Raw genomic sequence first — 22,880 nt, 5'->3', positions numbered from 1 at the left:
CGGTCAGCTCCCCTGCTGCCGGCGGGGGCGGGCCGCCCGGGACGGGCCGGCACCCGCTCCGTCGGTGGTCTGGCGGGCGGAGTCCCACCGCTCGTAGGCGTCGACGATGTCGCCGACCAGGCGGTGGCGCACCACGTCGGAGCTGCTCAGCACGGAGAAGTGCACGTCCTCGACACCCTGCAGGATGTCGCGGACCACCCGCAGGCCGCTCTGCGCGCCGCCGGGCAGGTCGACCTGGGTGACGTCGCCGGTGACGACCATCTTCGAGCCGAACCCGAGCCGGGTGAGGAACATCTTCATCTGCTCGGCGGTGGTGTTCTGCGCCTCGTCGAGGATGACGAACGCGTCGTTCAGCGTCCGGCCTCTCATGTAGGCCAGCGGGGCGACCTCGATGGTGCCCGACTGCATCAGCCGCGGGATCGACTCGGGGTCGACCATGTCGTGCAGCGCGTCGTACAGCGGGCGCAGGTACGGGTCGATCTTCTCCGACAGCGAGCCCGGCAGGTAGCCCAGCCGCTCACCGGCCTCCACCGCGGGGCGGGTCAGGATGATCCGGTTGACCTGCTTGGTCTGCAGCGCCTGCACGGCCTTGGCCATCGCCAGGTAGGTCTTGCCGGTACCGGCCGGGCCGATGCCGAACACCACGCTGTGGGTGTCGATCGCGTCGACGTAGCGCTTCTGGTTCAGCGTCTTGGGCCGGATGGTGCGGCCCCGGCGGCTGATGATGTCCAGGCTCAGCACGTCGGCCGGGCGCTCGGAGCCGCCGGCCTTGAGCATCGCGACGACCCGGCGGACCGAGTCCGGCCGGAGCACCTGGCCGGTGGCGAGCAGCGCGATCAGCTCGTCGAAGACCCGGACGGCGAACGCGTTGTCCGCCGGCTGACCGGTGACGGCGATCTCGTTGCCGCGGACGTGGACGTCGGCCACGAGCTCGCTCTCGACCAGCCGGAGCAGCTCGTCACCGGAGCCCAGCAGCGCGACCATGGAGACGGTCTCGGGGACGGTGATGGAGGTCCGGACGGCGGCCGGGGCGGCCGCGCTGTCCGGGACGCCGGCTGCCGCGGCACGCGCGGACAGCTCACGGGCCGACGCTGTGAGGGCGTCCGGGACGGCGTCTGGTGAGGTGTCGGGCAAGTACGCTCGACCCTGCCTTCCTGCGACGGGGCTGGGACGTCGGCGAGTCTACCCGTGCGAGGCCCGGGCAACCGCTGTTCAGCCCGGGGGCCAGGTGAGACCCCGACCGCCGAGCACGTGCAGGTGCACGTGGTGCACGGTCTGCCCGCCGTCCGGTCCGCTGTTGACCACCAGCCGCCAGCCCGGCTCGGGGCTGCCCGCCGTCGCCAGGCCCTCCTGCTCCGCGACCGCCTGGGCGGCGGCGAGGAGCTCGGCGGCCAGCCCCGGGTCGGCGGCGGTCAGCGCGCCGATCGTCGGGTGGTGGTCCCGGGGGACGACGAGCACGTGGGTCGGCGCCTGCGGCGAGATGTCCCGGAACGCCAGGGTGCGGTCGGTCTCCCGGACGACGTCGGGGGCGATCTCCCCGGCGACCACGCGGCAGAACAGGCAGTCACTGCTGGGCCCGGACATGCCGAGAACCGTAGCGCCTGGTCAGCGACCGGAGCGCGGCCGCTGCTTGCACCGTGCGCAATCTGATCATCTGCACTCAAGTTCCGGTGAACAGCTGCCGAAAGGGCCATGGGACGGATTCCACCACCGGCGTCAGGAGCAGCAATGAGGTTCGGAGCGAACCGGCAGACGGGCGAGGACAGCGCCGCGCTGCTGGCGGAGGCGCGCTCGGACGTCACCGCCGTCACCCGGGTGCTGGTCGCCCTGGACGGCGCCGCGACCGAGGACGAGGTGGCCCGCGCCGCCCTGGACACCGTGCGGGAGAACTTCGGCTGGGCCTACGGCTCCTACTGGCGGATCTCCCCCGACGACCACGCGCTGCACTTCGCCGTCGAGTCCGGCTCCGCCGGCCCCGAGTTCCGAGCGGTCACGCTCACCGCGTCCTTCGCCGAGGGCGTGGGCCTCTCCGGCCGGGCGTGGAAGAACCGTGACCTGTTCTTCGTCGCCGACCTGGGCGAGATGACCGACTGCGTCCGCGCCCCGGTGGCGCAGAAGGTCGGCGTCCGCAGCGGTGTGTGCTTCCCGATCATCCGCAAGGGCGAGGTGATCGGGACGATGGACTTCTTCACCACCGAGACCCTGAGCCCGTCCAAGGAGCGCCTCGACGCACTGCGCGCCGTCGGCCTGCTGGTGTCCCAGGCGTTCGGCCGGGTCGCCGAGGCCGCGGACCAGAAGCGGGCCGCCGGCGACGTCGCGGCCACCAGCGGGCTGCTCCGCCGGCTGAGCCGCATCGGCACCGTGGACGAGGCGATCACCACCGCGCTGGACACCATCCGCCGCGAGTTCGACTGGCACTACGGCTCCTTCTGGACCGTCGACGAGGGCCGCAGCGCCCTCGTGCTGTCCCTGGAGTCGGGGGACCTCGGCGCGGACTTCCACGCCGTCAGCCGGGACGCCAGCTTCGCCAAGGGCGTCGGCGTCGCCGGGCGCACCTGGGCGGCGCAGGACCTGGTCTTCGTCGAGGACCTCGGCTCGGTCACCGACTGCGTGCGGGCGCCCTCGGCCCGGGCGGCCGGCGTCAAGTCCGGCGTCTGCCTGCCCATCGAGGTCGAGGGCCGCATCGTCGGCACGATGGACTTCTTCGCCAAGCGCACGCTGATCATGGCCGACAGCCGCAAGGACGCGCTGCGCAACACCGCGTTCCTGATCGGGCAGACGATGGAGCGGATCACCGCCGCCAAGCGGATCGCCGACGCCGGCCGGGAGATGGTCGCCTCCATCGACGAGGTGCAGCGCAACGTCGCCGAGGCGACCCAGGTGGCCGGCGACGGGCAGCGGGTCGCCGGGGAGGCCAGCGAGTTCGTCGCCGGGCTCGGCCGGTCCAGCGCGGAGATCGACAAGGTGGTCAAGGTGATCAACGGGATCGCCGAGCAGACCAACCTGCTCGCCCTCAACGCCACCATCGAGGCCGCCCGCGCCGGGGACGCCGGCAAGGGCTTCGCCGTCGTCGCCGGCGAGGTCAAGGAGCTGGCCCGGGAGACCGCGCAGGCCACCGAGGAGGTCAGCAGCCGGGTGACCACCATCCAGGGCGACGTGCAGAACGTCGTCGGCGCGCTGTCCTCCATCCGCGAGATCGTCGGCCGGATCAACGAGACCCAGCAGCACATCGGCGAGGTGCTCACCGAGCAGGCCAGCGTCACCCGCAGCATCGTCGAGCTGGGCTGAGCAGACCCGGCCGACGTCCCGGTCAGCCCAGCTCCACCCCGGTCAGCTCAGCTTCGTCGCGGTGATCCCGCCGTCGACGTGGAGCGTGATGCCGTGCACCATCGCCGCGTCGTCGGAGGCGAGGTAGAGCACCCCGCGGGCGACGTCGTCGGGCCGGACGACGACGCCGGCCGGGGTCGTGGCGGTCATCGCGTCCAGCACCTCGCTGGCGGCCTCGTTGCCCGGGGTGCGGGTGACCCCCGGCGACACGGTGTTCACCCGCACGCCGCGCGGCCCGAACTCCGCCGCCCAGGCCCGGGCGAGCTGCTCGGCGGCGGCCTTGGTGGCGGTGTACATGGCGCCGAACGGGCTGCCCACCGAGGCCATCCAGGAACCGATGGTCACCACGGCGCCATCTCCGCGCTCGGCCATGGCCGGGGCGAGGGCACCGACGAGCACGTGCGGCGCGCGGACGTTGACCGCGAGCATCGCGTCCAGGTCGGCGTCGGGCAGGTCGGCGGTGGGCGTCACCGGGTAGATGCCGGCGTTGTTGACCAGGACGTCGACGCGCCCGCCGAGGGCCTCGGTGGCCGCGGCGGCGAAGGCCCGGAGGTCGGCGTAGGAGCCGCCGAGGTCGGCGGGCACGAACACGGCCCGGCCACCGTCGGCCGTGATGCTGCCGACGACGGCGTCCCCGCGGGTGGCGTCCCGGCCGCTGACCGCGACGGTGGCGCCCTCGGCGGCGAGGGTGCGGGCGATGGCGGCGCCGATGCCGCTGGTGGAACCGGTGACGAGGGCGGTGCGGCCGGCCAGGCGGCCGGCGTCGGTGGTGGTGGTCGTCGAAGAGGTCATGACCCCAGTCAGCCCCGCCGGCCGGTGCCCGGCCAGGCCCGGCTCGGCCTGGGCACGGCATGACCAGGCACGACCTCCTGGAGCGGCCCTACCGTGGGATCCGTGCCGACCGACCGCGCCGCGCTGGGCGCCTTCCTGCGCTCCCGCCGCGACCGGCTCACCCCGGCGCGGGCCGGGATGGCCGCCTTCCCCGGCCCGCGCCGGGTGCCCGGGTTGCGCAAGGAGGAGCTGGCGGTGCTCGCCGGGTTGAGCCCGGACTAGTACTCGCGGCTGGAGCAGGGCCGGCAGGCCAACGTCTCCGACGAGGTGCTCGACGCGCTCGCCCGCGCGCTGCGCCTGGACGGCGTCGAGCACGCCCACCTGCGCGACCTGGCCGCGCCGACCCGGCGCCGCCGCGCCGTCTCCCCGGTGCCGCAGCGCGCCGACCCCGGGCTGCTCCGGCTGATGACCGGGCTGGACCACCTCCCCGCGCTCGTGCTCGGCCAGCGCGGCGAGGTCCTGGCGAGCAACGCCCTGCTCACCGCCGTCCTGGGCACCCACTTCGAGCCGGGGTCGTCCCTGCTGCGCTGGCTGTTCCTGGACCCGCTCGCCCGCGAACGCATCGTCAACTGGGCGCAGTTCGCCGCCGCGTCGGTGGGGGCGCTCCGCCGGGACGCCGCCCGGCACCCCGACGACGCCGCGCTGCACGCCCTGATCGACGACCTGCGCGCCGCCGACCCCGACGTCGCCCGCTGGTGGGACGACCAGACCGTGCGCGACTACGCGTCGGTGCCCAAGCGCATCCAGCACCCGGTGGCCGGGCCGCTGTCGTTCGACATCGAGCTGGTCGCCGCCCCGCACGACCTCGACCAGCGGCTGATCGTCTACACCGTCGAGCCCGGGTCGACGACCGCCCGGCAGCTGCCGCTGCTGGCCAGCTGGGGAGCGAGCGCACCGACGCCGGCGGGCTGAGGGCCCGGTCACGACCGACCGGGTGCGATGGGCCACGATGGGCGCGGTCCCGCCCCGTCGTCCCCTGGAGGTCCTGCCGTGCCCGCTCCCCAGCCCCACCCGAGGACGTAGTGAACACCCGTCGCGCCGTCCGGTCGGGTGGTCTCGTACAAGCGAACAGAGGGGTGAGCAGGCGCGGCTTCCTGGCCGGCTCCGCCGCCGCCCTCACCGCCGCGGCGCTGGCCGCCTGCGGTGACCGTTCCTCCCCCGTCTCGTCCTCCGGGGATGCGAACACCCCGGCCACGACCGGCCGCCAGACCCTCACCATCGGGGCCATCCCGGACCAGGACCCCGAGGTCCTCCAGCGCCTCTACGGCACCGTCGCCGACGCCATGTCCGACGGGCTGGACTTGGACGTGACCTACCAGCCGGTCACCGACTACGGCGCCGCCGTCTCCCTCTTCCGCACCGGCGACCTCGACCTCGTCTGGTTCGGCGGCCTCACCGGCGTCCAGGCCCGGCTGCAGACCCCCGGCGCCGAGCCGATCGCCCAGCGCGACATCGACGAGTCCTTCCACTCGGTGTTCGTCGTCAACGCGGCCACCGGGCTCTCCCCCGCCGACGACCTGACCCCGCTGGCCGACCTGCGCTTCACCTACGGCAGCGAGACCTCGACGTCGGGGCGGCTGATGCCGGCGTTCTTCCTCTCCGAGCAGGGCGTCGACCCGCAGGGCTTCCCCGGTGGGCCGGGCTTCTCCGGCTCGCACGACGCCACCATCGAGCTCGTCGCCTCGGGCAGCTACCAGGCCGGGGTGCTCAACGAGCAGGTCTGGAACTCCCGCACCGCCGAGGGCGCCGTCGACCCCGCCGTGGTGCAGTACGCCCGCACCCCGGCCTACCACGACTACCACTGGCTGCTCGGGCCGCAGGCCGTGGAGCGGGTCGGCGACGACCTGCCCGGCCGGCTGACCGACTGGTTCACCGGGCTGTCCCCCGACGACCCGGCGGACGCCGAGGTGCTCGAGCTGTTCGGTGCCGGGTCGTTCATCCCGACCGAGGCCTCGAACTACACCCAGATCGAGGAGATCGGCCGCGAGCTGGGGCTGATCAGCTGACCGCCGTCCTCCGGCTGGACGGCGTCTCGGTCCGCTACGGCGGCACCGCCGCGCTCACCGGCGTCGACCTGACCGTCGGCGCCGGCGAGCGGGTGGCGCTGGTCGGGCCGTCGGGTGCCGGCAAGTCGACGCTGCTCGGGCTGGTCAACGGCTCGGTGCTGCCCACCGCCGGGTCGCTGCGGGTGCTCGGCGACGACCCTTCCCGGTTGCGCGGCCCCGCCTTGCGGCGGCTCCGCGCCCGGGTGGGCACGGTGCACCAGCACCTGGAGCTGGTCGGCCAGCTGCGGGTGGTGCACAACGTCAACGCCGGGCGGCTGGCCGACTGGTCGGCGGCCCGGGCGGCCTGGTCGCTGGTGCGCCCGCAGGGGGTGCCCGAGGTGCTCGACGCGCTGAGCGCCGTGGGCCTGGCCGATCGGGCGTACGAGCGCACCGAGCGGCTCTCCGGTGGTCAGCGCCAGCGCGTGGCGGTGGCCCGGCTGCTGGTGCAGCGCCCGGAGCTGGTGCTCGCCGACGAGCCGGCGTCGGCGCTGGACCCGGTGCTCGCCGACGCGGTGCTCGGGCTGCTCGCCGGGCTGACCGAGCAGGGTGGTGCGCTGGTCGCCTCGCTGCACGACCCGGCGCTGGCGCTGCGGCACTGCACCCGGGTGGTCGGCCTGGTCGACGGGCGGGTGGTGCTCGACGCGCCCGTCGCCGACCTGGACGCCGGTGACCTGGCGGACTTCTACGCGGCACCGCGGTGACCGTGCTGACCGCACCCCGGCTGCGGCGGGACCGCACCCGCTGGGCCTGGGGGCTGGGCGCGCTCGCCGTCGTCGGCTGGGCGCTGGCCGGCGCCGGGCTGTTCGCCGACCAGGTGGTCAACCGGTCGGGGACGGCGCAGTTCGGCCGGTTCGCCGCCGCCGCCCTCTCCCCCGAGCTCGACGGTGCCTTCCTCTCGGTGCTCGGCACCGCGACGCTGGTGACCATCGCCTACGCGGCCCTGGGCACCGCGCTGGCGGTCGGGCTCGGGGCCGTCGGGGCGGTCGCCGTCGCCCGCACCACCTGGGGACGCCGCCGCCTCGGCTGGCTGCTGGCCCGCGGGGCGCTGGCCGTGCCCCGCGGGCTGCACGAGGCGGTGTGGGGTCTGCTGCTGGTCAACCTGCTCGGCCTGGACCCGTGGGTCGGCGTGCTGGCCATCGGCATCCCGTACGGCGCGGTGACCGCGAAGGTGTTCGCCGACCTGCTCGACGAGGTGCCCCGGGGTGCGCACGACGCCCTGCTCGCCGCCGGCGCCGGCCGGGTGTCCGCCGTCCTCTACGGGCTGCTGCCGCCGGCCTCGGGTGGGCTGCTGTCGTACTCCTTCTACCGGCTGGAGTGCGCGGTGCGCTCCGCGGTGGTGCTCGGGCTGATCGGCGCCGGCGGGCTGGGCTACCAGCTGTCGCTGTCGTTCAGCTCGCTGCGCTGGGAGCAGGTGTGGACCTGCGTCTACGCGCTCACCGCCCTCTGCGTGCTGGCCGTGGTGGCCGGGCGGGCGGTGCGCCGGCGGGTCGCCGCCCCCCGCTCGGCCGGTGACCGGCTGCAACGCGACCCGGCCCTCACCGCCGCCGTGACGGTGACGGTGCTCGGGGTGGTGTGGTCCTGGTGGTACCTGGCGGTCTCCCCCGCGACGCTGGTCTCCGACCGCACCGGCGAGCAGCTGCGCTACGTGCTGTCCGCCGCCTGGCCACCGGACACCGACGCCGGCTTCCTGCGCGCGGTGCTCGCCGCGGCCGTGGAGACGCTGCAGATGTCGGTGATCGCGATCGCCGTTGCCACCGTCGGGGCGGTGCTGCTGGCAGGGGTCGCCGCCCACCCGGCCGGCCGCCCGGGCCCGCTGCGCCGGCTGGTGGGCAGCGTCGTCCGGCTGGCGCTGCTGCTGCTCCGCGCGGTGCCGCCACCGGTCTGGGCGCTGGTGCTGCTGTTCGTGCTGCTGCCCGGCGTGCTGCCCGGGGCGCTGGCGCTGGGCGTCTACACGCTGGGGGTGCTGGGCCGGCTGGCCGCGGAGGCGACCGAGGAGCTCGACCCACGGCCGCGGGCCGCGCTGGCCGCGATGGGCGCACCCCCGGTGGCCGGCTGGCTGTACGGGGTGGCGCCGCGGGCGGTCGGGCCGGTGCTGGCCTACGCGCTGTACCGGTGGGAGGTGGCCATCCGGGACACGATCCTGATCGGGCTGCTGGGTGCCGGCGGCCTGGGGGCGCTGCTGGCGACCGCGCTGGCCACCTTCGACTGGGGCGCGGTGACCACGGTGCTGGCCGCGACCGTCCTGCTGACCGCCGCCGTCGACCTGGTCAGCGACCGGGCGCGGCAGGCCCTGAGGTAGCCGGCGAACCGCCCCCTCGCCAGTTGATCATGGGCAGATCGCCGGTCACCACGCCCTCTGCCGGCGTGTCACTGGCAACACGCCCATGATCAGCGTGGAAAGAGGCGGGTCAGGCCCAGCGGGTGCGGGCGCTCAGCGCGGCGAGCGCGGCGGCGCCGGCGGTGGACGTGCGCAGCACCTCGGCGCCCAGCCGGACCGAACGCGCACCGGCGGCCCGGAAGGCGACCACCTCGCCGTCGGTGAGCCCGCCCTCGGGCCCGACGACGACGGCGACGCTGCCGGTGGCCGGGACCTCGACCCGGGCGAAGGGTTCCCGGGCCTGCTCGTGCAGCACCAGGGTCAGGTCGACGTCGGCGAGCAGCCCGATGACCTGCCGGGTGGTCATCGGCTCGGTGACCTCGGGGACCCGGGGACGGCGGGCCTGCTTGCTGGCGGCGCGGGCGGCGGAGCGCCACTTGGCCAGGCCCTTCTCCACCCGGTCCTCGCGCCAGCGGGTGACGCAGCGGGCCGCGGTCCACGGCACGATCCGGTCGACGCCGAGCTCGGTGGCCAGGTCGACGGCGAGCGGGCCGCGGTCGCCCTTGGGCAGCGCCTGCACCAGCAGGAACTGCGGCTGCGGCGCGGGCACCTCGTGCCGGGCGGTCACCTGCACCTGCAGCGCACCGGAGCCGGCGGTGAGCACGGAGCCCTCGACGAGCAGGCCGCGGCCGTCGCTCACCCGGACCCGCTCACCGGCGGCCAGCCGCAGCACGTCGACGGCGTGCCGGCCCTCGGCGCCGTCCACGGTGACGACGTCGCCCTCGGGCACCTCGTCGAGCAGGAAGAGGGGGGCGCCGTCGGCCTCGATCGCCTCGGACCCCTCGCTCATCGGCCGTTGAACGCGTCGCGCACCCGGGAGAACAGACCGCCGCCGTGGTTGGCCGCGGCGCCGTCGGCGAGCTCCTCGTTCCGCAGCGCGGCGAGCTCGCGCAGCAGCTCCTGCTGGCGCTCGTCGAGCCGGCTGGGGGTCTGCACGTCGATGTGCACCTGCAGGTTGCCGCGGCCGGTGCCGCGCAGGCGCGGGGCGCCGTGCGCGCGCAGGGTGAGCACGCTGCCGGACTGGGTGCCCGCGCGGATGTCGAGGTCCTCGTTGCCGTCGAGGGTCTCCAGCTTCAGCGTGGTGCCCAGCGCGGCGGCGGTCATCGGCAGGGTGACCCGGCAGTGCAGGTCCTCGCCGTCGCGGGTGAAGACGTCGTGCGGCCGCTCGTGCACCTCGACGTAGAGGTCGCCGGCCGGACCGCCGCCGGGGCCGACCTCGCCGTGGCCGGCCAGCCGGATGCGCATGCCGTCCTCGACGCCGGCGGGGACCTTCACCGGAATGGTGCGGCGGGCGCGGACCCGGCCGTCGCCGGCGCACTGCGGGCACGGGTTGGGGATGACCTGGCCGGTGGCCTGGCAGGTCGGGCACGGGCGGCTGGCGATGACCTGGCCGAGGAAGGAGCGCTGCACGCTCTGCACCTCGCCGCGGCCGTTGCAGGTGGAGCAGGTCTCCGGGTGGGTGCCCGGAGCCGTGCCCGCGCCGGTGCAGACGTCGCAGAGCACCGCGGTGTCCACGGTGATGTCGGTCGTCGTCCCGAAGACCGTCTCGGCCAGGTCGAGCTCGACCCGGATCAGCGCGTCGCCGCCCTCGCGGACCCGACCGCGCGGGCCGCGCGCTCCCCCGGCGCCGCCGAAGAAGGCGTCCATGATGTCGCCGAGCCCGCCGAAGCCGGCCGCGTTGCCGAACGGGTTGCCGCCGCGGCCGCCGTTGGCGTCGTAGGGGTCACCGCCGAGGTCGACGATGCGGCGCTTCTCCGGGTCGGTCAGCGCCTCGTAGGCGCGGCTGACCTCCCCGAAGCGCTCCTTCGCCCCCGGGTCGGGGTTGACGTCGGGGTGGAGGTCCCGCGCCATCCGGCGGTAGGCCTTCTTGATCTCGGAGTCGGTCGCTCCCGGGGCCAGGCCCAGCACGCCGTAGTAGTCGGTCGCCATGCAGTCGTTGTCCCGTCCTCAGCTCTCGGCCAGCAGGTGGCCGACGTAGCGGGCCACGGCTCGTACCGCGGCCATGTTTCCTGCGTAGTCCATCCGGGTGGGGCCGACGACGCCGAGGCCACCGAGCGCCTGCTCGCCGGCCCCGTAGCCCACGGAGACGAACGACGCGGCGGTGAGCGCCTCGTGCTCGTTCTCCTCGCCGATGCTCACCGTCACCGTGCTCGGGCCCACCTCAGCCATCAACCGCAGCACCACGACCTGTTCTTCCAGCGCCTCCAGCAGCGGGCGGAAGGTGCCGGGGAAGTCCAGCGCGCTGCCCTGCGCGAGGTTGGCCGTGCCGCCGATGACCAGCCGGTCCTCCGAGGGCTCGACCAGGGTCTCCAGCAGGGTGGCGCTGACCGCGGCGAGCAGCGCCCGCAGCGGTGGTGGGGCGTTCTCGACCACGTCGCCGATGGTGTCGCTGGCCTCGGCCAGCTTCTTGCCGGTGAACGCCGCGTTGAGCAGCGTGCGCAGCTCGGCGACGGTGTCCGGCGCGACGTCGTCGGGGCTGTCGACGACGCGCTGCTCGACCCGGCCGGTGTCGGTGATGAGCACCATCAGCAGCCGGCTGGCCGTCAGCGGTACGAGCTCCAGGTGCCGGACGGCGCTGCGCGACAGCGTCGGGTACTGGACGACGGCGACCTGGCGGGTCAGCTGGGCCAGCAGCCGGACGCTGCGACCGAGCACGTCGTGCAGGTCGACGGCGCCGTCGAGGAACTTCTCGATCGCCCGCCGCTCGGCCACCGACAGCGGCTTGACGCTGGAGAGCCGGTCGACGAACAGGCGATAGCCCTTGTCGGTGGGCACCCGGCCGGCGCTGGTGTGCGGCTGGGTGATGTACCCCTCCTCCTCCAGCACCGCCATGTCGTTGCGGATGGTGGCCGAGGACACCCCGAGGTCGTACCGGGCCGCCAGCGCCTTGCTCCCCACCGGGTCGTTGGTGGAGACGTAGTCCTGGACGATCGCCCGCAGCACCCGCAGGCGCCGGTCGTCGTGCGCCACGGCTGACACCTCCCGTACCGGTTCGACGGGCCCGCGTCCGGTCGGCCAGGACGCGTCCTGGCACTCATGCGAGCCGAGTGCCAGCATACGACCGGAGCCTTCGACAGGCTGCGCACTCGCAGCAAGCAGCCGCTCGAGAGTCTTGGTCTAGCGCGTGATCGTGGTCGGGTGCGCCAACGGCGCCTTGGAGTGCGTCGTCACCACAGCGCACCGTTCCGCTGCCCGCTGCCACACAGTACGGCAGACACCTACCGCCAGAGCCTTTTCGACTCGTCGGGCACCTTCACGGTCAATTTGAACATGAACGCCGCCTGCGCCGGCCCGCCTTTATGTTCCCTAGCCGCGAGCACGGCACGCCACAGTTTTGGACGAGAATGGCTAAGGAACGTCCATTTCCTGCTCAAACAGCAGTTCCCATAATGTGGCCACACTTACCCCTCTAGCGGCAACGGAGGTCGGCACAGGAGATCTCCAGATATCCTGAGCCAGCAAAGCTACTCCGTGACCACTCAGCGTCCGGGCTATGAGTCCCGGCAAACCTTCATCAGCCAAACTCACAACACTCACGACCCGGTTGAATCGCTTCAAGAATGCGGCCGCATACGGCAACACGGTAGATATGTAGACCTCTACGTCTACCTCCGTGTCGCTTGGGTCACTCACCCGATACGCGCAGGCGAGATCTCCAGCGTCTTCATCGGTAATGACCTCGACAGCCCCGAGACCTGACAGCGACTCTTGAATCGACACGTGCTGATTAGCGCCAGCAAGTTCCCGAGCGCGCCCCAGCATTTCCTTCGGCCTCTCGCCGTAGGCAGCCACCACGTAGGCCACAACGGTCGAATGCAGCTTGTCATCGGCTTCCTGGCCAGCCATGCCAACCTCGATTCCCACGCACGACGGTGATAGTGGTCCGAACTTGTCCCCTGGTGCCCCGACCGATTGAAACCCCAGCCTCCCACACGCGGCGTTCCAGTTCGCTACCACGGGGCTTGACGGGCGTACCGCGTCGGACGGCCATCTGCACAGCCTTCATAGCGCTTGCCTTATCAAAGAACATTGACCCGCCCGGCTTCTGCTTTGCCTCTCTCGTTCCCGGCACGTGGCGCATCTGCTTCCCGACGTTGATCGGGCATGAATCACTGCTGTTGTGAACCGCCGTCCCGTCGCCGGTGTCGCCGACGATGAAGGTGTGGACGTTGGCGACGCTGAGGTTGTAGACGGTTTGCCCGGGCAGCCAGCCCTGGTCGTCGAGGTCCTGGACGACACGGTATTTGCCGGTTGCGCCCACGAGCAGGTCGCCGAGCGCCAGGGCGTCAGCGTCGGTCCAGCCGCCGCCGTCCACCCAGATCGGGTGGTTGGCGGTCGCGATCCAGGTATCGGCGCGCGGGTCATCATCGGCGACCTGCCCCTCATCCAAGGCACTGGCTGGGGCTGGCGCGGTGACGACCTTGATCAGGTGCTTGTCGCCCTGGCCGACTATCACGTTCAACACCGGTTGGGCTGTCAGCTCGCCGGTCTGCGGGTCGCGTGCGGCGACAAGATCCCCGACTTCGAGCTGGCTGATCGGCACCGTGGCGCCATCGGCCATCAGCACACCGGTCTCCGGCGTGAAGCTGTTGCAGCCCTTCCGCGCCTTCACCACGGCTCGTCCGGCGCGGGCGGACACCTTGCCCGCGGACTTGGCCGCGGCCATCCCGACCTTCACCATCGCCCCGCCACCGGGGATCATCGCCGCAGCCACGGTGACGCCCATCATCAGCGCCTTGGCCCGGTTCCCCGTCGCCGCATACGCACCGGCGGAGATGCCCGCCGCCGCTGCCCCGATCGGCCCCGGGATCATCGACGCGATCTCCGCGACCTGAGCGGCGTTCTTCAGGGCCTTCTTCGCCCAACCGAAGCCCCAGTTGCCGTCCAGGTCGGTGTAGTTGACCGGGTCCGCGGTGCAGTACGGGTGGCCAGGCCGCGCCACTGTTTGAGCAGGGCGAATGAGCCCTCGACGACGTTGCGCTTCTTGTACATCTCCCGGTCGTAGCTGACCGGGCGGCCACCTGCGCTGCCGCGGCGGGTGCGGTGTCCTTGCTGGTCGCGGGGTTCGGGGATGACCGCGGTGATGCCACGGGAGCGCAGGTGGGCTCGGATCGCCTTGGATGAGTACGCGCGGTCTCCGAGCACAGCGGTATGTCGGGTCCGAGGCCGGCCCCGCCCAGGACGGGCCACCCGGATGCCGGCCAGCAGTGGCAGGCAGGCCGGTGTGTCGCCTGCCTGACCGGCGCCGATCAGGATTGACAGCGGGCGGCCGCGGCCGTCCACGGCGTGGTGGACCTTGGTCGACAGGCCGCCACGGGAGCGGCCGATCCCGTGATCAGGCGGCTCGATCAGCGCCTTCGTCCCAGGCCCGAGTATCTGTTTCATGTAGTTCGCCGATGCCCCCCGTGGGGATCTCGGCTCGCGGCAGGTTGGTGGCGTACTGATGCGCGCGGTTGACCGAGGAGTCCACGCTGACCGCCCACTCGACGTCGCCGGCGGCATCAGCGTGCGCGATGACCGCGGCCAGCACCTCGTCCCACGTCCCGTCCCGGGAGAACCGGGCATGCCGCTTCCACACCGTCTGACACGGCCCGAACCGCACCGGCAGATCCCGCCAAGCCAGTCCGCAACGATACCGGTGCACGATCCCCTCAACCACTTGTCGATGATCCCGGTATGGCCGCGACCGGCCCATCACCTGCGGCATCAACGGCTCGATCACCGCCCACTGCCCATCACTCAGCTCAGCACGAACGCCCACCGGATCAAGATCCCGCACCGGCCGTCTCCAGCTTGAGAGATGCGCCCTAGCCCGGCTGTAGTCTTGGGCGGTCGGGTCATGCATCTCCTGGGTCCTGGTCGACCAGCGCAATTGCGTCGATTTCTACAGGCTGGTTAGCGTAGCCAAGGGCGGTGACATCGAGCGAAGTGCTCGGGAGTTGGATCCAGACGCGCACGTCTTGGATTGTCGCCCTCAAAGTTTACGGCAGCTTGCTCGCCGTAGGGCGACCCGAAATAATGAACTGCTTGAATTCGGGGACAGTGAGAGAGTATAAGAACTTTCCGTTTCTCGACTCCAGGCCAAAGCGGCGAACGCCCGAACGAGTCCAGTCAGGAATTCGCTCGAGCAGCTCATCCACCGAATATCGCACTGGCTCCTCCTCTGGAGTGGCGGTATCCCCGTTTTCCTCTCGCGCCCGAGACTCTGACTCCCACAGAGCAATCATGAGAGACCCACCTCTCCCCTCCCAGGGTATTAGTCCAGTAGGAGTACCCCAAGCCCAAAGTTCTTTACGTTCGACCACTGACTTACGCAGCTGGGCCAAAAGTTGGCTTCGCGATGGAAGTGGGTCTTGTGCCATCTCAGGTTGCTCCTCCGAGTCAAATAGCGTCAGCGCCGCATGAAAGGCTTGTTCTTGTAAGCGCGACCCCAGTCGTCGATCCTGTGCTGACGCATATGATTACCCCGCGTCTGTAGCACCGAGCACTGATATCCGCAACCCTTGGCCGCTTCGTGTGTCCGGCGATGGGCCATTTGCATTCCATCGACTCGCAGCCGCTTCTTTTGCTTCGCGAGGTTGGCTAGTTCTCCCCGTATGGTTCGAGATACCTTATCATTATTGATGAGTGCACGCATATTCGCTTGCTGGCTGCGAAAGCCTGGAGCACTGCAATTGTGCACCAGGCTGCCGTCGCCAATCGCACCGATGACGAAGGTGTGGACGTTGGCGACGCTGAGGTTGTAGACGACCTGGCCGGGCAGCCACCCCCGGTCGTCGAGGTCCTGGACGACACGGTATTCGCCTGCTGCGCCCATGAGCAGGTCACCGAGGGCGAGGTCGTCGGCCTCGGTCCAGCCCTCGTCGTCGACCCAGATGGGGTGGTTGGCGGTCGCGGTCCACGTGTCGGCGCGCGGGTCGTCGTCAGCGACCTGCCCCTCAGCCAGGGCGCTGGCCGGTGCCGGGGCGGTGACGACCTTGATCAGGTGCTTATCCCCGTGGCCGACGATGACGTCCAGCACCGGCTGGGCGGTCAGTTCCCCGGTCTCCGGGTCACGCGCGGCGACCAGGTCACCGACCTGCACCTGGCCGATCGGCACCGTGGCACCGTCGGCCATCAGCACACCGGTCTCCGGCGTGAAGCTGTTGGGAACCCGGCAGCTCCCGCCCCCCTTGAACGCCTTGACCACTGCTCGACCAGCGCGGGCGGACACCTTGCCCGCGGACTTGGCCGCGGCCATGCCGACCTTCACCATCGCCCCGCCGCCGGGGATCATCGCCGCAGCCACGGTGATGCCCATCATCAGCGCCTTGGCCCGGTTCCCCGTCGCCGCATACGCCCCCGCGGAGATGCCCGCCGCCGCTGCCCCGATCGGCCCCGGGATCATCGACGCCACCTCGGCCACTGCGGCGACCTTCTTCAGGGCCTTCTTCGCCCAGCCGAAGCCCCAGTTGCCGTCCAGGTCGGTGCAGTTGACCGGATCCGCGGTGCAGTAGTCATAGGCGGTGGCGTTGCCACCCGGTGAGGGGTCCACCGACCAGAACCGGCCCGTCCCCGGGTCGTACAGCCGCACCCCCATCAGCAGCACCCCGGCCAGTGCATCCGCCGAGCGCTGCTTCCCGCCCAGCCAGCCGTATCGGCCGTCCTTGCCCGGCGCCGCTCCATTCGACTCGACTGCCGCGCCGGTGGTCAGGTCGGTGGTGTTGCCGAACTCATCCGCCGCCTGGTGCTTCAGCCCCGCCCAGTCCGCGGTGGCCTCGCCGTCCCGGATCGGGACGGTGGTCATCACATCGCCGTGCAGGTCGACCAGCTGCAGAACCCGCGCACCGGACTTGCCGGTCTGCACCGCCAGGTTGCCGTCCAGCCCGTCGACGAACCGGGTGATCTCATCGGGCAGCGACGCGTCCTCGGCGATCCACGCCGGGGAGTCCGAGTCCGAGTCGTAGTGGTTGACCTTCGTGACCGCCTGCTGCCAGGCCGGCACCCCGTCGGCTCCCGCCGCCCACGACTCCGAGGTGTAGGAGGAGAACCGCTGCAGCGGGTCCAGCACCCACGTCTGCCGGGCCACCCCCTCGATCGTCTGCGAGGCCACCAGGTCATTGGCGTAGAAGGTGTTCGCCACCCGCGCGCCGGGGCTGCCCCGCACCGGCGCCCCGGTGATCCGGCCCAACGGGTCGTACACCCACGCCCCACCGTTGAGCGACTCCGACACCAGCCGGTCGGCGCTGTCGTAGGCGTAGCTGACCACCGCCGCGTCCGGCGACGTCGGGTCCGCACATGCCGCCGTCGGCGAGACCGCCGTACGCAGCGACGTCCGCTGGGCCCGCTCGTCGTAGTCGTACTTCCGGGCGGTACAGACCCCGGCGCCCAGGGTGGTGTCCTGCACGTCGGTCAGCCGGCCCAGCCGGTCGTAGGCGTAGTTCTTCGTCGACGCCGACGTGGTCGAGCTGATCCACTGCCCAGCGCCGTTCTCCACCACCGATGACGTGGCCACGACGGCGTCGTCACTGGCCCGCGTGTAGGTCCGGGTCACCGGCGACTGGTTGGCGTCGTAGCCGACGTCCAGCCGCACCCCGCCGGGCAGCGACTGGCTCATCACCTGACCGTCGGGCCCGTACACCGCCGACAAGGTGCCGGCCACCGAGTCCTGCACCGAGGTGACGAACCCGCGCGGCTCGATCGACCGGTCATAGGTGAACGTCGTCGAGGTCCCGATGCTGTCGCTGACCTTCGTCGGCTTGCCGAACCGGTCGAAGACGCTGTCGGTCACTCCACCAGAGGCATCGACGTACCGGGTCATCCGACCCAGCTGGTCGAAGGTCTTCTCCACCTTGCTGACCGAGCCATCGGGCTTGGTGGTGGCCATCCTGATGACGTCGCCGCTGACCGGGTCGTAGGTGCTGACGGTCTTGCCCAGGGCCGGGGTGTTCATCCCGGTGCCAGTGATCTGCACCGACAGCACCCGGTCGGCAGCGTCGTACTCGGTCGTCGTCGTCCGGGACTGGGTCACTGTCGCGCCGCCGACCGGACCGGTGGCCGACTCCGTGACGGAGGTGATGGACCCGTAGCGGTTGTACGTGACCGTCTTGACCGGCAGCTGCGCCGCCATCCGGCCGACGTCATGCCCTGTGGCCGGACCTGCGCTATACGTGCGGCACGCAAGCCCAGCGGTGCCGGGTTGGCCACCGCACTCCGGGAACTGTGCGTTGACAGCGGCCGAGTAGTAGACGGTGAGCGTCGTGCCGGCATCGGTGCCGGTGGAGCCTGCTCTGCGGGACTCCACTGGGCGCCCTTGGGCGTCGTACCGCACCTTCGCGGTGACATTGGCACCGCCAGCGCCGGCATCGACGATCACCTGGGTGGGCTGCTTGTGCACCCAGCCGGACGTTTCCTCGCGAGCCGGCGCACCGTCGATCGGGTCGTACACGTTCTTGGTGACCACCACATCGACCAGTTGCTCCGGCACCGCGCCGGCGACCAGCAGGCCCTCGGTCTCTGTGGTCGCCAGGTGGTAGGCGGCACCGTCGGGCTTGCCCTCGTCGTAGGCATAGGTGGTCAGGTCGTGCACGAGCCGGACGTCGTTCGGGTTGTTCCCGATCGCCAGCCGGAGCAGCGGACCCCGAGTGCGCACCAGGTCCAACCCCCCGGGATCGTAGGTGGACAGTGACGACAGCGCGATCGCTCGCGTGGCACTGTCCGCCGACGTGAGGTTCAGCGCCGCCAGGTCACTCGCCGACGACGGGAGGAGTCCGAGCGCCAGCAGCCGGTTCGTCGCGTCGAGTGAACGGACGACATTGCCGTGCCGGTCGTATTCCGCGGTGTCTATGAACCCAGCCGGGGGCGCGCCAGGTCCGGACGGCGTGGCCGTGTTCACTTCGCGGCCGGATGCATCCAGGTAGTGCACGGTGGCCGCCCGGTAGCCGTCCTTGCCCGGCGCGCGGACCGAGGCGGTCGTCACCGAGGGGACGTCCTCAGGCCCGAAGATCGCCGTGGCGTCGGTCGGACCGCGGGTCTGCGCCCAGGTGGCCAGCGCAGCCGTGTCGAGGTCATAGGGGCCGCCGGTCGACCGCGCCGTCGGGACCGCGTAGACGACGGTGCTCGTCGTCTCCGGACCGACCTGGTCGAGCGTTCCAGGCTGCAAGGAAGATCGAGAGACGCTCAGCAGCCGTCCAGAGCTGCGGTCGAGCAGGTCGCCGTTGCCCACGATCGAGTTCGCTCCACCGACGCCATAACGGAATCTCCAGGGCAGCTCACCCGGGACGCCGAGCTCGACGACGCGCCCGTCAGCGTCGTAGTCGTACGTCGTCTTCAGCACGGGCGAGATTCGCGGGTCCCATGCCTCCCGCAGTCGACCCTTGTCGTCAAAGCCGTAGCGAAGTGCAACCACTGACGAGCTGCTCACAGCGCCGGGCAACGTCGACCAGAGCACCACCTTCACGAGCCGGTCGGCATAGTCACCGAAGGCGTTGGTGGTGGCGGTGGTGCCGCTGGCATAGACGAGCTGCATGACCTCGCAGCCGGCCGAAGGCGGCAGTTCATCGGGTAGGCCGGTGCACGCTGCTGTATTGGTTGGTGAACTGTCGACTCCCGGCTCGACCGCGGCGATCAACCGGGACAGCCGCAACCGACCGTTAGCAGTGGTGTCATACACCAAGCGGCTCTGTCCCGTGCCCGCGGGTGGCGAGGTGCTGCGCAGCTTGAAGTCGGTTTCGCCGCTTCCACGGACGAAGTCACTGACTGTGCCGTCTACTTCCTGGACGCGCCAGGCACCCGGACTAGGAGCCGTGAGGGTGAGGGCCTCGGCACCAGGTTCGGGCCACCAGCGGCCGTCGCCGGAGGCGGTGAACCAAATCTCTCCGCCTCCGGACAGGTGCAGGGCCGCGACGTCGGGATAGGGCTGGCTGATTCGGGTGTAGGCCGTGCCAGCGACCTCGTCGGCCGTGCCCAGACTCCACTGCGGGCCTAGCGGCGCCCAGATCTGGCGCACCGACAAATCATCGAAGAAGACTTCCTTGCCCGCCGTCTGCGAACCGTTGTACAGCCGCAGCAGGGCCCCCGATCGGGCAGCAACAGGAACCGTGACGTCGAGGCTGAGCTGTTGCCAGCTGTCGGTTCTGGTTGGCTTGTCCGACACCGCCACCTGGGTCACCCCGGCCGCATCGACGTAGTAGGCCAGCAGCCGCTGCCCCCACCCGGGGTGATCCGGGTTCAGACCGGTGGTGGATGGCACGTAGATCCAGCCGGTGATTCGATAGGTGTTGCCCTTGGGCAACGCCGGATCTGGGAAGGGGATCGCGAAGGAGTCGCTCGAGCCGCCGGCGGCTGCGATACGGAGGGAATCGGGACTGGCGGTGGCAAGCGGTCCGCTGGGACTGTGTCCCCGTCCGGTGGCCCGGGACACCGAGGCGTTTCCGCCCCGGAAGCCGCCGACATCGGACATCTTCTGCTGGGCCGCGGTGAGGATCTCGCCCTGCGGCTCGAACCCGGACCGCGGGTTTCGTGAGCTTGCTGTGCGGCCCAGGACCAGACCGAACTCGTCGACGTCGGTGGCCTGCAGGGTGTAGTCGCCGGTCAGCAGGTTCACCGTGCCTGGACCGACGCTGTCGGTTGCGGCGTTCTGTGCGTCCGGGGACACCGTCACGGTCGCCCATGCGGTCTCGTACGCGCCGCTGCCGGAGGCATTCTCTGCCAGCACCGCCTGAACCTGGACCGGGCCGGAGACCTGCCCCAGCGTCGCGCCGGCGTCCCAGGTCAGATATCCGCCGGACTCCGGTCGCGGCGTCCACACGGTGGTCACCGGACTGCCGTCGGACCGGGTCAAGGTGCTCAGGTCGATCGGCTGGGGGTTGCTGGCGTCGGGCCCACGACGCCAGCGGTACTGCACGTAGGCAAGTTCCGGCTGGGCACCAACTTCCAGGCGAACCCGACGAACGACCTGTGCACCCCCGTCGGGCGTGAGCAATCCAGCCCGGCCGACGTTGAAGGCGTACTTGACGATGTCGGAGCGGTTGCCTGCCCCGTCGATGGAGCGCACCTGCAAGATGTGCCTGCCGTTGGTGGACGGCGTCACGGGGAGCGTCAGGGTGCCCAATGACACCACGCCGGCAGTCGGCGCCTGGTCCAGCCCCCATTCGAACCCGACGTTGGTCTTGTCGGGGGTCTTGAGACCAATCGTGAAGCTGCCGGTCTGGCCGGCACCTCTGTTCCACGTCCCGTCGTTCGGGAAGTCCGCCGAACTCACCTCCGGCGCACCCGGAGCGGTGACATCGACCTTGAACTCGTACCAGACCGAAGCGGCGGTGTTCCACTGCACTCCATCGTAGGAGTGCACGATGAAAGTGTACTGACCGCCGTCGGTCAGCAGCCCGGGTGGAACTTGAACTTTGCCGATGCCGTTGTCTGGAACGTTGACCGCGTCCTTGGTCCACAGCAGCGACCCGCCGCTGCGGTAGAGCTGGAACTGCATGCTGGCCACACCGTCGGCATCGTGCACCTGCGCAGACAGTTCCGGGGTCAACGATGCGGTCCACAAGCCGTGGTTGTTCACCATCGGTACCGTCTGCAAGTTCGTCGCCGGCGCAGGCGGGGTATTCCACTGGATGTATATCGTCGGCACGTTCCAACCGGCATCAGCGGAGTTGAACTTCTTCCAGGCCAGGTTGTCGGACTCATTCTCCGCCTTCAGGCCCATGGTGACGAGTTCAGCGCCACCGTTGGACCAGGCCTGGATGAGATTTTTGACGTCCGCTGAGACCCAGCCCTCACCACATCCACCGTTTGCGTACCCGGTCGTCTGAGACGATGTGCTCCACCGCCCACCCCAATAGGGCTGCGCGTCGATCCGGGTCGCGGTCGTCGCCAGATCAGTTGCCCAGACCTCCCAGTTTCGTGGCTGACAAGTAGACGAGTGCCAGTTCCACAGGAAGAGCCCAGCGTTGAGGATCAGCCGGTTCTTGATGCCGCTCAGATCGAGGTTGATGAAGGACCGCGCAACTGTGTAGCCGCCATCATAGGTACCGAGACGAAGTTCGTCGGTCGCTGACTGGTCAGTGGTGAAGCCCCGCTGCACCCAGGTGTCGAAGCCCCACTCCCACCGATAGTCCGGGTCCACCACCACCGGATACTCGGTTTCAGGGTCCTGCAGAAAGGCGACATCCGGAGTAAGCGCAAGATCGACGTCGCCGTCCGGCGTCACCGTCGCTGACTCGTGCAACGGCAGTGCGGGGCTGCCGCCGACCCCTCCAACCAGGGCGGATTCGGCGCGTCCCGTCTCCTCGCCGGGGCCTGGGTCACTCGGCTGAGGCAACGGCAGCACCTCGGTAGCGGGAGGCACCATCTCCGTGCTCGTGGCGGCTTGGCTTGTGGAGGGCGAGTCCGTGGGCGGCCCCCCGCCCACGGACCCACCCGTCCCCCAGTCGGGTACGGGCGCCAACGAGGAGGCCGACTGTCCCTCGTTGCTCCAGCTCTCGCCGACCGGATGCTGACGCTGCCGGTCCACGCTGGCATCCCAGACCAGGGGCGTACCAGTCGAAGCAACTACATCGCCGTCCTGAGCAGTGAATGACACCCCACCGTCCGCGGTCGTCGCCGGCGTGATTCCCTCAGCGGCCAGCGTGAGCGACAGTTCGAGCGTCTCGTCGTCACTGGGCCGGTCGGTCAATACAAAGAACTGCTCATAGCCTGTCCGCGTCGCGTCGATGACCATATCTACGCCTGGCTCGACGTCTTCGTAGATCGCACGGGGCCCCTGCAGTCGCGGCTCGGGCAGCTCGCCTCCCCAGAGCAGAGCAACGGACTCACCAGCCGGCCCATCAACGGTCACCAGTGCTTGGTCGCCCGACGAACTCCCGCCGGCCAGCACGAGGTCGACCGGGTGAGCCTTGGGCCGCACGAGGCCATCCTCGTCACGCTGCAGTGTCAGATCTACCGACAACCAGTCCGCCGACGCCGTGCCGTCCCCATCGCCTTGGCGTATCCAGATAGGGGCGATGGCCTGCCCGGTGGTCAACGTGCCGTCGGGCAGGGCCCAGGTGGACGACGTCTCGGTCCGCTCCCCGATGACCTCGACCCGTTCGTCCTCCAGCCGCGCGATGGTGAGCGCCGTCGCCGTGTCGGGGGCCTGGAGCCCGTCCGGACCGCGCTCGGCGACCGGCGCGGCGGCCTCGTCGCCGGCCGGCGCCACCGGGGTCGCCCAGGCGGACTGCCCGGGGACCAGGACACCGCCGGCCACAGCTGCGGCGATCACTACGCCCCACGGGGGGGCTGAACGGCCACCTGCGGACAGGCTGGAACCCGAAACG

At 70.9% G+C, this 22,880-nt stretch carries 16 protein-coding genes and 1 pseudogene; 7 read left to right on the top strand and 10 right to left on the bottom strand.

Annotated features, from left to right (window positions below; genetic code table 11):
• Positions 1-3: 3 nt before the first annotated feature.
• Entirely contained in the window at positions 4-1,134 is a 1,131-nt protein-coding gene (locus JD78_RS03260; protein WP_228395285.1) for a PhoH family protein, read from the bottom strand.
• 78 nt (positions 1,135-1,212) lie between these two features.
• The gene (locus tag JD78_RS03255) at positions 1,213-1,584 is read right to left on the bottom strand and encodes an HIT domain-containing protein (RefSeq protein ID WP_153361474.1); all 372 of its coding nucleotides are present in this window, start codon (positions 1,582-1,584) and stop codon (positions 1,213-1,215) included.
• A 108-nt stretch (positions 1,585-1,692) separates the two neighbouring features.
• Here JD78_RS03255 and JD78_RS22830 point away from each other — a divergent pair.
• Together JD78_RS22830 and JD78_RS22825 are read left to right on the top strand one after the other, a co-directional pair.
• A pseudogene (locus tag JD78_RS22830) lies at positions 1,693-2,775 on the top strand (GAF domain-containing protein); the annotation flags it as partial.
• Between the two features lie 6 nt (positions 2,776-2,781).
• Positions 2,782-3,288, top strand: coding sequence for a methyl-accepting chemotaxis protein (locus JD78_RS22825; protein ID WP_424991702.1), 507 nt, complete (start codon positions 2,782-2,784; stop codon positions 3,286-3,288).
• A 42-nt stretch (positions 3,289-3,330) separates the two neighbouring features.
• Here JD78_RS22825 and JD78_RS03245 read toward each other — a convergent pair whose 3' ends face one another.
• On the bottom strand, positions 3,331-4,119 hold the full coding sequence (locus tag JD78_RS03245; RefSeq protein WP_153361472.1) for an SDR family NAD(P)-dependent oxidoreductase: 789 nt from the start codon (positions 4,117-4,119) through the stop codon (positions 3,331-3,333).
• A gap of 102 nt (positions 4,120-4,221) precedes the next feature.
• Here JD78_RS03245 and JD78_RS21665 point away from each other — a divergent pair, with 102 nt between their 5' ends.
• The 5 genes from JD78_RS21665 to JD78_RS03225 all read left to right on the top strand — a co-directional run bounded on the left by JD78_RS21665 (position 4,222) and on the right by JD78_RS03225 (position 8,502).
• The gene (locus JD78_RS21665) at positions 4,222-4,380 is read left to right on the top strand and encodes a hypothetical protein (RefSeq protein ID WP_208103975.1); all 159 of its coding nucleotides are present in this window, start codon (positions 4,222-4,224) and stop codon (positions 4,378-4,380) included.
• A 45-nt stretch (positions 4,381-4,425) separates the two neighbouring features.
• Positions 4,426-5,070 carry an MmyB family transcriptional regulator gene (locus tag JD78_RS03240; RefSeq protein WP_208103974.1) on the top strand — a complete coding sequence of 215 codons (645 nt, stop codon included), beginning with the start codon at positions 4,426-4,428 and terminating at the stop codon, positions 5,068-5,070.
• Positions 5,071-5,234: 164 nt separating this feature from the next.
• Complete coding sequence (locus JD78_RS03235) at positions 5,235-6,164, top strand: putative selenate ABC transporter substrate-binding protein (protein ID WP_243730966.1); 930 nt, start codon at positions 5,235-5,237, stop codon at positions 6,162-6,164.
• Positions 6,161-6,904, top strand: a complete 744-nt coding sequence (locus JD78_RS03230) for a phosphonate ABC transporter ATP-binding protein (RefSeq protein ID WP_153362624.1) — start codon at positions 6,161-6,163, stop codon at positions 6,902-6,904. The genes JD78_RS03235 and JD78_RS03230 overlap by 4 nt, the downstream gene beginning before the upstream one ends.
• Positions 6,901-8,502 carry a PhnE/PtxC family ABC transporter permease gene (locus JD78_RS03225; protein ID WP_166520955.1) on the top strand — a complete coding sequence of 534 codons (1,602 nt, stop codon included), beginning with the start codon at positions 6,901-6,903 and terminating at the stop codon, positions 8,500-8,502. Before JD78_RS03230 ends, JD78_RS03225 begins: the two co-directional genes overlap by 4 nt.
• Before the next feature lie 109 nt (positions 8,503-8,611).
• On the opposite strand, the gene JD78_RS03220 is transcribed toward JD78_RS03225, so the two are convergent.
• The 7 genes from JD78_RS03220 to JD78_RS03190 all read right to left on the bottom strand — a co-directional run bounded on the left by JD78_RS03220 (position 8,612) and on the right by JD78_RS03190 (position 22,825).
• Complete coding sequence (locus tag JD78_RS03220; protein ID WP_166520954.1) at positions 8,612-9,370, bottom strand: 16S rRNA (uracil(1498)-N(3))-methyltransferase; 759 nt, start codon at positions 9,368-9,370, stop codon at positions 8,612-8,614.
• Positions 9,367-10,509 (bottom strand): molecular chaperone DnaJ, encoded by a 1,143-nt coding sequence (gene dnaJ, locus JD78_RS03215; RefSeq protein WP_166520953.1) that lies wholly within the window; start codon positions 10,507-10,509, stop codon positions 9,367-9,369. The genes JD78_RS03220 and dnaJ overlap by 4 nt, the downstream gene beginning before the upstream one ends.
• A gap of 18 nt (positions 10,510-10,527) precedes the next feature.
• Entirely contained in the window at positions 10,528-11,550 is a 1,023-nt protein-coding gene (gene hrcA, locus JD78_RS03210; protein ID WP_166520952.1) for a heat-inducible transcriptional repressor HrcA, read from the bottom strand.
• A gap of 378 nt (positions 11,551-11,928) precedes the next feature.
• On the bottom strand, positions 11,929-12,426 hold the full coding sequence (locus JD78_RS03205; RefSeq protein WP_153362575.1) for a hypothetical protein: 498 nt from the start codon (positions 12,424-12,426) through the stop codon (positions 11,929-11,931).
• Positions 12,404-13,522, bottom strand: a complete 1,119-nt coding sequence (locus JD78_RS03200; RefSeq protein WP_166520951.1) for a polymorphic toxin-type HINT domain-containing protein — start codon at positions 13,520-13,522, stop codon at positions 12,404-12,406. The genes JD78_RS03205 and JD78_RS03200 overlap by 23 nt, the downstream gene beginning before the upstream one ends.
• Positions 13,426-14,359 (bottom strand): IS5 family transposase gene (locus JD78_RS22820; protein WP_424991692.1). Its coding sequence is split into 2 segments (ribosomal slippage): positions 13,426-14,007 and positions 14,009-14,359, totalling 933 coding nucleotides; the frame shifts between segments, so codons are not numbered across the junction. Before JD78_RS22820 ends, JD78_RS03200 begins: the two co-directional genes overlap by 97 nt.
• Positions 14,360-14,971: 612 nt before the next feature.
• A complete protein-coding gene (locus JD78_RS03190) occupies positions 14,972-22,825 on the bottom strand; it encodes a DNRLRE domain-containing protein (protein ID WP_166520950.1) in 7,854 nt (2,617 codons plus the stop codon).
• Positions 22,826-22,880 lie beyond the last annotated feature (55 nt).

The sequence above is a fragment of the Modestobacter roseus genome (genome assembly GCF_007994135.1).
Classification (GTDB): domain Bacteria; phylum Actinomycetota; class Actinomycetes; order Mycobacteriales; family Geodermatophilaceae; genus Modestobacter; species Modestobacter roseus.
The sequence above is the reverse complement of the archived record's forward strand: the minus strand, read 5'-3'. Positions and strand labels throughout refer to the sequence as shown.

Coding starts and splice junctions, on each gene's coding strand:
- JD78_RS03205 (WP_153362575.1), bottom strand. CDS start 12,426: ATGGCTGGCCAGGAAGCCGATGACAAGCTGCATTCGACCGTTGTGGCC.
- JD78_RS22825 (WP_424991702.1), top strand. CDS start 2,782: ATGGAGCGGATCACCGCCGCCAAGCGGATCGCCGACGCCGGCCGGGAG.
- dnaJ (WP_166520953.1), bottom strand. CDS start 10,509: ATGGCGACCGACTACTACGGCGTGCTGGGCCTGGCCCCGGGAGCGACC.
- JD78_RS03245 (WP_153361472.1), bottom strand. CDS start 4,119: ATGACCTCTTCGACGACCACCACCACCGACGCCGGCCGCCTGGCCGGC.
- JD78_RS03220 (WP_166520954.1), bottom strand. CDS start 9,370: ATGAGCGAGGGGTCCGAGGCGATCGAGGCCGACGGCGCCCCCCTCTTC.
- JD78_RS03255 (WP_153361474.1), bottom strand. CDS start 1,584: ATGTCCGGGCCCAGCAGTGACTGCCTGTTCTGCCGCGTGGTCGCCGGG.